We start from the raw sequence: 9,180 nt of genomic DNA, 5'->3' as shown, positions 1-9,180 counted from the left end.
CTGCGCCTCACCGAAGAGCTCACGCCGAGCCTCTAGGCTTAAGTGAACAGCATTACGCCGCAAGGCGGCCTTTGTCTGCCTGCTGACCGGTGGCTCGGCAGGCTGGCCATGCTTGCGGCATAATGCCCGGCCAGGAGAACCGCCCCGCCATGCCCGAGCTGCTCAAACAACGCGTCGAAACCTGTTACCAGCAAGCCGAAGCCTTTTTCAAGCGGCCTTTCCCGCGCCCGGAAGTCAATTTCAAACTTCGCGGCCAGAAGGCCGGCGTTGCCCACCTGCACGAAAACCGGCTGCGCTTCAATCTGCAACTGTACCGAGAGAACCAGGACGACTTCCTGCGCCAGACGGTGGCCCATGAAGTGGCGCACCTGGTGGCTCATCAGTTGTTCGGCGACCGTATCCAGGCCCACGGTGAGGAATGGCAGCTGATCATGCGCGGCGTGTACGAACTCCCGCCCAATCGCTGCCACAACTATGCCGTCGAGCGCCGGGTGGTGACCCGTTACATCTACCGGTGCCCATGCCCGGAAAGTGATTTCCCCTTCACCGCCCAACGCCACAAGCTGGTACGCCAGGGGCGGCGCTATCTGTGCCGGCGCTGCCGGGCGGTGTTGGTGTACAGCGGCGAAACCCGCGTCGAATAACCAGGCACGAAAAAGGCGACCCGAGGGTCGCCTTTTCTTTTACCGCGCAAGTCTTAGCGAACCGGTACTTCCGCAACGCCCAAGTCGTCGGTCGGCAGGTTCATTTCCAGTGGTGCACCACCAGAAGCGAGCTCCGAGGCCAGCTTGTCGTCGTCCATTTCCTTGACCCACTTGGCAACCACGACAGTGGCTACGGCGTTGCCAACCAGGTTGGTCAGGGCGCGGGCTTCGGACATGAAGCGGTCGATACCCAGGATCAGCGCCAGGCCTGCGACCGGCAGGTGACCAACGGCCGACAGGGTGGCGGCGAGGACGATGAAGCCCGAACCGGTCACACCGGCAGCCCCTTTGGACGCCACCAGCAGCACCAGCAGCAAGGTGATCTGGTGGGTGATGTCCATGTGGGTATCGGTGGCCTGGGCGATGAACACCGCGGCCATGGTCAGGTAGATCGAAGTACCGTCAAGGTTGAACGAGTAGCCGGTCGGGATAACCAGGCCGACGACCGACTTCTTGGCACCCAGGCGCTCCATCTTGGCCAGCATGCGTGGCAGGGCCGATTCCGAAGAAGAAGTACCCAGCACGATCATCAGCTCTTCGCGGATGTAGCGGATCAGCTTGAGGACGCTGAAGCCGTGGGCACGGCAGATACCGCCCAGCACCACCAGCACGAACAGCAGGCAGGTGATGTAGAAGCACGCCATCAGGTAACCCAGCTGCACCAGCGAACCCACGCCGTACTGGCCGATGGTGAAGGCCATTGCACCAAAGGCACCGACCGGCGCCAGCTTCATGATCATGTTGATGATGTTGAACATCACATGGGCGAAGCGGTCGATCAGGTCCAGTACTGGCTTGCCGTAGCTGCCCAGGCGATGCAGCGCGAAGCCGAAGATCACCGAGAACATCAGCACTTGCAGGATGTCGCCGTTGGCAAAAGCGCCCACCACGGTGCTAGGGATGATGTTGAGCAAGAAGCCAACCGTGGTCTGCTGCGCACCGGCAGCGGCGTAAGCGGCCACGCTGCTGGCGTTCAGGGTGCTGACGTCGATGTGCATGCCAGCGCCTGGCTGCACCACGTTGACCACTACAAGGCCGATGATCAGCGCGACGGTGGAGACGATTTCGAAGTACAACAGCGCGTAGCCGCCAGTCTTGCCGACCGACTTCATGCTCTGCATGCCGGCGATGCCGCTGACCACGGTACAGAAGATGATGGGGGCGATGACCATCTTGATCAGTTTGACGAAACCATCACCCAAAGGTTTGAGGGCGACGCCGGTTTCCGGGTAGAAGTGGCCGAGCAGGATGCCGATGGTGATGGCTACCAACACCTGGACATACAGTGATTTGTACAGCGGCTGACGTGTCGTCATGGCTCATTTTCCTCAAGTGTGCCGGCTCCACCCTTTTCCAGGGTGTGGGGCACCTGAATCGCTAACCCTCCTGCACCTGGAGGGATTTGTCGTTGTGTTCGAGCGGCCTTGGCTGGGCTCTGGCAATGGACATAGCAAGGGCAATGCCAAAATGCCCAGCTTGGGTGCAAAGCGCGTGTTTGACGGGCATACATGCCCAACGACGGGGCGATTTCTCTGAAAATGGATGGCGGATTTCCGCCCGATGGCGGGAAATGTACAGCGGATATGGCGGGAATCCGCCCGAAGGGCCGATCAGTCCACGTGCAGCTTGATGCAGAACGCGGCACCACCCAGCGCGGATTCATCGAGGGTCAGCTCGGCGTCATAACTGTCGACGATGTCCTTGACCACAGCCAATCCGATGCCTTGCCCTGGATGCTGACGGTCCAGGCGCTCACCGCGTTCCAGAATGCGCTCGCGCTGGTCGGGCGGCACCCCAGGGCCATCGTCTTCGATGCACAAGGTCTGCGTGCCTGGCGCCTGCTCAAGGCTCACCCGCACCTGCCCCAGGCTTAACCGATAGGCGTTTTCCAGCAAGTTACCCAGCAGCTCCAGCAACGCGCCCTGCTCCATCGGCACATGGGCCTGGGCAGGCACATCCAGCAGAACCTGCACCTGCTTGTCGCGGTAGACCTTGGCCAGGGTGCTGCAGAGGCTCTCCAGCACCGGCAACAGCGCTACGCTGTGGCGCACCAGGCCGCTTTTGCGCAGGCTTGCACGTTGCAGCTGGTAATCGATCTGCTGGCTCATGCGCTCGATCTGGCTTTGCAGTACTCGGGCCTGCTCACGCTCACCTGCGCGCTGCTGCATGCTCTCGCCCACGCCCTGCAATACCGCCAGCGGCGTTTTCAGGCTGTGGGCCAGATCCCCCAGCGAATCGCGGTAGCGGGCGCGTTGCTCGCGCTCGCTGCTCAGCAGGCGGTTCAGCGAGCGGGTCAGGCGCAGTAGCTCACGAGGGTGCTCGCCGCTCAGGCCATCGCGCGCCCCGGACTCCACCTGGTCCAGCTCGAGGCTCAACTGACGCAACGAGCGCAGGCCCCAGGTCAGGCCGCCCCACAGCAGCATCAGCAAGGCCAGCAGGGCTGCGCCAAAGCCCAGATAGAGCTTTTCGCGCAAGCCATTGAGCGTGGCCTTGTACTCGCTGACCGGCTGCAACGCCACGATGCTGTAAGCGGCGCTCTGGCCACCGAGCAGTTTGATCTCGACGTCGTAGACGAAGAATTCTTCACCATCGTCCTGATGGATGCGGGCGAACTCGTTACCGCGCCCGTCGTAGCGGGGCTGATAATTGATGTGCCGGTCAGTGGTTGCGCGTGAGCGCCAGACCAGGTTGCCATCACGATCGAAGATGTACCCCAACAGGCCGGTATAGGGCAGTTTGTAGCGCTCGTCCGGCAGCAGATCGGGCATCTGCAATTGGCCATGCTCGATGCGGGCGGCGGAAATCAGCGTTGTCACATCCGATGCCAGGCGCTGCTCGATCGATTCCTGCAAGGCCAGGCTGAAGGCTTTCTGCAAGGCCGGCAGCAGCGCCAGCATGAACAGCAACGCCAGCACCGCCGCCGCGAGCATCAGCCTCACCCGCAGCGAGCGGATCATCGGCAGCGCTCGGTGAACAGATAACCCAGGCCGCGCACCGTGTCGATCGGTTTGAAGCCACAATCACCTTCGAGCTTGCGGCGCAAACGGCCGACCAGCACCTCGATGACATTGGGGTCTCGCTCCTCGTCACCCGGATAGAGCTGTTCCATCAAACGCTCCTTGGCCACGACCTGCTGGTGGTGACGCATGAGGTATTCGAGAATCCGGTACTCGTACGCGGTCAGTGCCAAGGGTTGCTCATCCAAGGTCGCTTGCTTGCGGTTGAGGTCCAGCAGCAGCGGGCCGGCGGCAATGGTCGACTGGGTGAAGCCACTGCTACGGCGCAACAGGGCGTTCAGACGCGCCTCGAGTTCCTCGAACTGGAACGGTTTGACCAGGTAATCGTCGGCACCGGCGGCCAGGCCTTCGACCTTGTCCTGCCAGTTGCCGCGGGCGGTGAGTATGAGGATGGGAAAGACCTTGCCCAGGCTGCGCAGGCGGCCGATCAGCTCAAGCCCGCTGATGCCGGGCAGGCCAAGGTCGATGATGGCCAAGTCGAAATGGAAGTGTTCGGCCTGATACAAGGCCTCCTCGGCGTTGGCCACGGCCTCGACCACATGGCCGCTTTCGCCCAGACGGGTGTGGAGGTGGTGCCGCAGCAGGGCTTCGTCCTCGACCACCAGCAATTTCATGCAAGGCTCCTTTGGTATGTGCCTGTATGGGCCTGTTCGCGGGTAAACCCGCTTCTACAGGGGATCGCTGTAGGAGCGGGTTTACCCGCGAACAGGACAGTACAGGATAACTCGGCTCGCCGGTCAGAACTTGTAAGTTGCGGCCAGGTAGGTTTGTGCACTGCTGGTCAGGCGCAGGGTGCCCTCCTTCGGCCCGCCGCTGGCACCCAACTCGGTGGCGGCATTGGTGCGCAGGTAACGGTAGCCTAGCTCCATCGAGGCATTATCGGTGATCTCCTGAATGACCCCAGCCTGCAGGCCAACGGCATACCCGTAGTCGGTATCGCGGCTGGCCCCTGGCGAATCCTGAGTCAGTTTGGTCATGCCCAGGCTGCCACCGCCGAACAGTTTGGTGGTATCGCCCACCGGCAGGAACAGGTCATAGCTGCCGAGCAGGTTCTCCTGGCGCAGCTTGACGCCGCTGTGGTCACCCGAGACGTTGTCATAGGTCATGTAGTAGCGGCCCTGGTCGTTGATCTTACCCAGGCGCACGCCCCAGGTATCGTCCTTGCCAATGATGCCGTCGGCATTGAGGTGGTCGGTGTTGCTCTGCAGCAAGCCAGACTTGCGCACTTTGTCGCTGGTCTGGCCGTAGGTCAGGCTGGCGAAGTTGTCATCGGCAGCCTGGACCGAGGTCATGCCTGCGGCGCAAACGGCCACGGCGGCGAGCAGGGAATGGAATGTTTTCATGGTGTGATACTCCAGATAAAGGCACTGTTGCGGTCTGGAAGCTAGAGTAAGCAGGGAGCCCTGAACCGCGGCTGAACCCTGACTGAACCACAGCTGAACGATCTGCCTGCAAACCAAGGAGTAGTGAACATGCGCGCCCTGCTGGCCCTGACCCTGATGTGCAGCGCCGCCCTCGCCCAAGCGGCAGTGCAAACCCGCGATATCCGCTATCAAGATGCCGACGGCACAGCGCTGATGGGCTATTACGCTTACGACGACGCCATCAAGGGTGAGCGCCCGGGCGTGCTGGTGGTGCACGAATGGTGGGGGCTCAACGACTATGCCAAGCGGCGTGCCCGCGACCTTGCTGCGCTGGGCTACAGCGCGCTGGCGATCGACATGTATGGCGAAGGCAAGCACACCGAGCACCCACAGGACGCCCAGGCATTCATGGCCGAGGCGAGCAAAGACCCGGCCGAAGCGGCCAAGCGCTTCGATGCCGGGCTGGACCTATTGAAAAAACAGCCCTACACCGACAGGCACAAGCTTGGCGCCATCGGCTACTGCTTTGGCGGCAAGGTGGTGCTCGATGCGGCGCGCCGTGGCGCGAGGCTGGACGCTGTGGTGAGCTTCCATGGCCCGCTGGCCACCCAGACGCCGGTCACCAAGCCTGGTGTGGTTCGCGCTTATATACTGGTCGAGCACGGTGCTGACGACAGCATGGTCACACAGCAGCAGGTAGACGCGTTCAAGGCGGAGATGGATGCGGCCAAGGTGAACTACCAGTTCGTCAGCATTGCCGGTGCCAAACACGGTTTCACCAATCCCGACGCCGATCGGCTGAGCCACGGCGAACACGGTGGGCCGGACATCGGCTATAACGAGGCAGCGGACAAGAGCTCCTGGGCGGACATGCAGGCATTCTTCAAGCAAGTGTTCAAGTAGCGCCCCACAGGCCGCTACAATAGCGGCCATGAACAATCACCCCGCCTGCTGTGCCCCGCTCCAGCACCACTGGCCTCTGCCGCGACCGCTTCCTGGTGCGGCTCTGGCCAGTTGTGCGTTCGACCCCGCCCGCCTTGCTGTGGACGATTTTCAACGCGCAGGTATCGTGCCCAGCGCCAGCTTGCAGCGCTCGGTTGCCAAGCGCCAGGCCGAATACCTGGCCGGGCGGGTCTGCGCCCGCGCCGCACTGCAGCGCCTGGATGGCCGCGATTACGTACCAGGCAGCCATGAAGACCGCGCACCGATCTGGCCCGCTGGCATCTGTGGCTCGATCACCCATGGCAAGGGCTGGGCAGCCGCTGTGGTGGCCAGCGAAGGCACCTGTCGCGGCCTGGGCCTGGACCAGGAAGCGCTACTCGATGACGAGCGCGCCGCGCGGCTGATGGGCGAAATCCTGACTCCCGCCGAATGCGAGCGCCTGGACCCTGGGCAGATGGGCCTGACCGTCACCCTGACCTTCTCGCTCAAGGAAAGCCTGTTCAAGGCGCTTTACCCCCTGACCCGGCAGCGCTTCTATTTCGAACACGCCGAGGTACTGGCATGGTCCGCCGATGGCTTGGCGCGCCTGCGCTTGCTCACCGACCTGTCAGCCCAATGGCCGCAGGGCACCGAAGTGGACGGGCAGTTTTGCCTGCAAGACGGCCACCTGCTTAGCCTGATCAGCGTCTGAGCCTTACTGCGGCGGCTGTTCGCGGGGCCAGTTGAGGCTGAAGCAGGCGCCACCGAGCGCCTGGCTGCGCCCCACCGTGGCGCGGCCTGCGTGCCAGTAAATGATCCGCCGCACGATCGACAATCCAAGCCCATGCCCGCCAGACGCGCGGCTGCGGCTGTCGTCGAGCCGGGTGAACGGCGTGAAGATGCGGTCCCAGTAACCTTGCGCAATGCCCGGGCCATCATCCTCCACATCGATCCGGCAACGCTGCTGGCCCAACTGGTAGCTCACGCGCACCTCGCTGCTGGCATGGCGCAACGCATTGCTCACCAGGTTCTGCAGTGCACGGTGCAGGTAGCGCGGCTCAGCCTCGACCCAGCAGCCTTCATTGGCTTGGCAGGGGCCACGCAGCAATCGGACCTGGCTGTTGAGCGGCGCCAGCTCTTCGATCACCCGGTCGAACAAGGCATCGAGCTCGACACGCTGAAACTTCAGTGCCGGGGCGCCCTGCTCAAGGCGGGCGTAGGTCAACATCTCGTCAACCAGCTTGTCCAGGTCCTGAATGTCGCCATCCATGCCGGCCAGATGCTTGGCACGGGCCTGATCGCTGGTGGCACTTTCGATCATTTCCAGGCCAAAGCGCAGGCGCGCTACCGGGGTGCGCAGTTCATGGGACACCGCGCGCACCAATTCGCGCTGCATGTTCAGCGAACGCTGCAGGTGCTCTGCCATGCCATTGAAGGCCGCAGCCAGGTGCCCCACGGAGTCGGCATCGCCGGCCGGCACGCGAGTGTCCAGGCTGCCTTGGGCAATCCGTGTGGCGGCGATCGCCATGCCTGAAACCCGCCGCTCCAACTGGCGCACCAGCAAGTACACCACCAGGCCGATCAGGCACAGGCCGAGGAAGGTGATCAGTATCAGCAACTGCGGCGGATAGGGGTTGAGCTGATGAAGCGGGCCGATTTCCAGCACCAGCGGCGAGCCCGGCAGGCCTGCGAACACGCGAACCGAATCACCGTCGCGGCCTAGGGCCATCACCGTGTCACCCTCCTCTACCCGGCGACGCTGATCATCATCTAGCCCAACCCGTTCGATGCGCTGCAGCGCCACACCAAAGCCGAAGCCTTTGCTTCGGGCCAGCTCTGCCAAGCGCTGCGGCTGTTCGGTAACCGGGTAGCGCACCAGCTCATCGGCCAAAAGGTACAGGGTGGCACGCGCCAACTGCTCGCTGACCTGCTTGACCTGCGCCACCAGCAACAGGTCTTCCTGGCCCACCTTACGCAGCACCAGGGCGGCGTGCGGGCCGGTTTTTTGCACCACCACCAAGCCTCGATACAACCGCGCACGCTGCCCACCCTCCAGGGTGCGGGCCGACATGGGCTGCAGAGACAGCGGCACGCCCAGCAGGCGCTCCCACATCAGCAGTGAGCGCTTGCGCTCGGTGGTGTTCTGCTGCGCGAGGTTATCGGCCATCAGGCTGAATGTGCCTTGGGCCAGGCGCTCACGGTGCTGGGCCGCGCGTACTTCGTTGACCAGATGTAGGCTGAGCACCCCGAGCAGCGCCACTAACACCAGTACGGCCAGCATGCCTCCGTATATACGCAGGAAGATCGAATGCTTCATGGTGCATCGCCGACGAACAGGTAACCCTTGCTTCGCAGCGTCTTGATAAGCCGCGGATGGATCGGGTCGTCACCGATCTTGGGGCGAATCCTGGAAATACGCACGTCGATGGAGCGGTCCTGGCCGTCGTAGCCGACCCCGCGCAGTGCTGTGAAGATCTGCTCGCGTGACAACACCCGCCCAGCATTGCTGGCCAGCAGCCAAAGCAGGTCGAATTCCGCACTGGTCAGCTCTATGGGCTGCGTGCCGAGCCAGGCTTCGCGCAGGCGGTTGTCGATGCGCAGCGCACCGAAGGTAAGCGCCTGACGTTTGGCGTCTGGGCTTTCGCTGCGTCGCAGTAAGGCATGGATCCGTGCCAGCAGCAAGCGCGGGCGAACCGGTTTGCAGACATAATCGTCGGCCCCAAGGTCCAGGCCTTGGACCTGATCGAGCTCGTCGCTGCGGGCGGTGAGCATCAGAATCGGGCCGGTATACTGGCCGCGCACGCGCCGGCATATGCTCAGGCCATCTTCACCGGGCAGCATCAGGTCGAGTATCACCAGGTCAGGCTGACTGTCGACTATACGCCGGGCGGCGCGGGCGCCGTCGGCCTCCACGGCGACTTCGTAGCCATTGGCCTGAAGGTATTCGGCAGTGAGTTCCGCCAGGCGCTGGTCGTCTTCGACGATAAGGATGCGGCGAGTCGGGTGCTCCATGGCTTTTGCCTTTGTTGTTTTTGGATTGCGTTAGGGCTTGAGAGTAGGGCTGGAGTTTTTTGGCGTCTATGAGATCGAGCGCCGCCCGCGCGGCGCATCGCGAGCTGCGCTCGCTCCTACGTTTGTTTCGGGCCAATTGTACCTGTGGGATTTGCGCACGGT

At 63.0% G+C, this 9,180-nt stretch carries 9 protein-coding genes; 3 read left to right on the top strand and 6 right to left on the bottom strand.

What is annotated here, in order from left to right; all coding sequences use genetic code 11:
• The first annotated feature begins 149 nt into the window (after nt 1–149).
• Complete coding sequence (locus ACK59H_RS22385; protein ID WP_409264936.1) at nt 150–644, top strand: SprT family zinc-dependent metalloprotease; 495 nt, start codon at nt 150–152, stop codon at nt 642–644.
• Between the two features lie 53 nt (nt 645–697).
• Here ACK59H_RS22385 and ACK59H_RS22380 read toward each other — a convergent pair whose 3' ends face one another.
• From ACK59H_RS22380 to ACK59H_RS22365, 4 genes are all read right to left on the bottom strand, one after another.
• Nucleotides 698–2,020 carry a dicarboxylate/amino acid:cation symporter gene (locus ACK59H_RS22380; protein WP_060480622.1) on the bottom strand — a complete coding sequence of 441 codons (1,323 nt, stop codon included), beginning with the start codon at nt 2,018–2,020 and terminating at the stop codon, nt 698–700.
• Between the two features lie 294 nt (nt 2,021–2,314).
• Entirely contained in the window at nt 2,315–3,661 is a 1,347-nt protein-coding gene (locus ACK59H_RS22375) for an ATP-binding protein (RefSeq protein ID WP_186476491.1), read from the bottom strand.
• Nucleotides 3,658–4,335, bottom strand: coding sequence for a response regulator (locus ACK59H_RS22370; protein WP_060480620.1), 678 nt, complete (start codon nt 4,333–4,335; stop codon nt 3,658–3,660). Before ACK59H_RS22370 ends, ACK59H_RS22375 begins: the two co-directional genes overlap by 4 nt.
• A 123-nt stretch (nt 4,336–4,458) precedes the next feature.
• Nucleotides 4,459–5,064, bottom strand: a complete 606-nt coding sequence (locus tag ACK59H_RS22365; RefSeq protein WP_060480619.1) for an outer membrane protein — start codon at nt 5,062–5,064, stop codon at nt 4,459–4,461.
• A gap of 129 nt (nt 5,065–5,193) precedes the next feature.
• On the opposite strand from ACK59H_RS22365, the gene ACK59H_RS22360 reads away from it, so the two are divergent.
• Both ACK59H_RS22360 and ACK59H_RS22355 read left to right on the top strand, forming a co-directional pair.
• On the top strand, nt 5,194–5,988 hold the full coding sequence (locus ACK59H_RS22360; protein ID WP_409264935.1) for a dienelactone hydrolase family protein: 795 nt from the start codon (nt 5,194–5,196) through the stop codon (nt 5,986–5,988).
• A 28-nt stretch (nt 5,989–6,016) separates the two neighbouring features.
• Nucleotides 6,017–6,718 (top strand): 4'-phosphopantetheinyl transferase, encoded by a 702-nt coding sequence (locus ACK59H_RS22355; RefSeq protein ID WP_060480617.1) that lies wholly within the window; start codon nt 6,017–6,019, stop codon nt 6,716–6,718.
• Between the two features lie 3 nt (nt 6,719–6,721).
• Here the strand turns inward: ACK59H_RS22355 and ACK59H_RS22350 are convergent, their stop codons facing one another.
• A complete protein-coding gene (locus tag ACK59H_RS22350) occupies nt 6,722–8,323 on the bottom strand; it encodes an ATP-binding protein (RefSeq protein WP_409264934.1) in 1,602 nt (533 codons plus the stop codon).
• Nucleotides 8,320–9,018 carry a response regulator gene (locus tag ACK59H_RS22345; protein WP_409264933.1) on the bottom strand — a complete coding sequence of 233 codons (699 nt, stop codon included), beginning with the start codon at nt 9,016–9,018 and terminating at the stop codon, nt 8,320–8,322. Before ACK59H_RS22345 ends, ACK59H_RS22350 begins: the two co-directional genes overlap by 4 nt.
• Between the last annotated feature and the right edge of the window lie 162 nt (nt 9,019–9,180).

Origin of the sequence: Pseudomonas sp. KCJK9000 (assembly GCF_046230725.1) — a bacterium.
Lineage (GTDB): Bacteria > Pseudomonadota > Gammaproteobacteria > Pseudomonadales > Pseudomonadaceae > Aquipseudomonas > Aquipseudomonas promysalinigenes.
The sequence above is the reverse complement of the archived record's forward strand: the minus strand, read 5'-3'. Positions and strand labels throughout refer to the sequence as shown.

What these genes read in the sequence shown, in the direction of transcription:
- ACK59H_RS22385 (WP_409264936.1), top strand. Translation starts at nt 150, where the DNA reads ATGCCCGAGCTGCTCAAACAACGCGTCGAAACCTGTTACCAGCAAGCC.
- ACK59H_RS22380 (WP_060480622.1), bottom strand. Translation starts at nt 2,020, where the DNA reads ATGACGACACGTCAGCCGCTGTACAAATCACTGTATGTCCAGGTGTTG.
- ACK59H_RS22375 (WP_186476491.1), bottom strand. Translation starts at nt 3,661, where the DNA reads ATGATCCGCTCGCTGCGGGTGAGGCTGATGCTCGCGGCGGCGGTGCTG.
- ACK59H_RS22370 (WP_060480620.1), bottom strand. Translation starts at nt 4,335, where the DNA reads ATGAAATTGCTGGTGGTCGAGGACGAAGCCCTGCTGCGGCACCACCTC.
- ACK59H_RS22365 (WP_060480619.1), bottom strand. Translation starts at nt 5,064, where the DNA reads ATGAAAACATTCCATTCCCTGCTCGCCGCCGTGGCCGTTTGCGCCGCA.
- ACK59H_RS22360 (WP_409264935.1), top strand. Translation starts at nt 5,194, where the DNA reads ATGCGCGCCCTGCTGGCCCTGACCCTGATGTGCAGCGCCGCCCTCGCC.
- ACK59H_RS22355 (WP_060480617.1), top strand. Translation starts at nt 6,017, where the DNA reads ATGAACAATCACCCCGCCTGCTGTGCCCCGCTCCAGCACCACTGGCCT.
- ACK59H_RS22350 (WP_409264934.1), bottom strand. Translation starts at nt 8,323, where the DNA reads ATGAAGCATTCGATCTTCCTGCGTATATACGGAGGCATGCTGGCCGTA.
- ACK59H_RS22345 (WP_409264933.1), bottom strand. Translation starts at nt 9,018, where the DNA reads ATGGAGCACCCGACTCGCCGCATCCTTATCGTCGAAGACGACCAGCGC.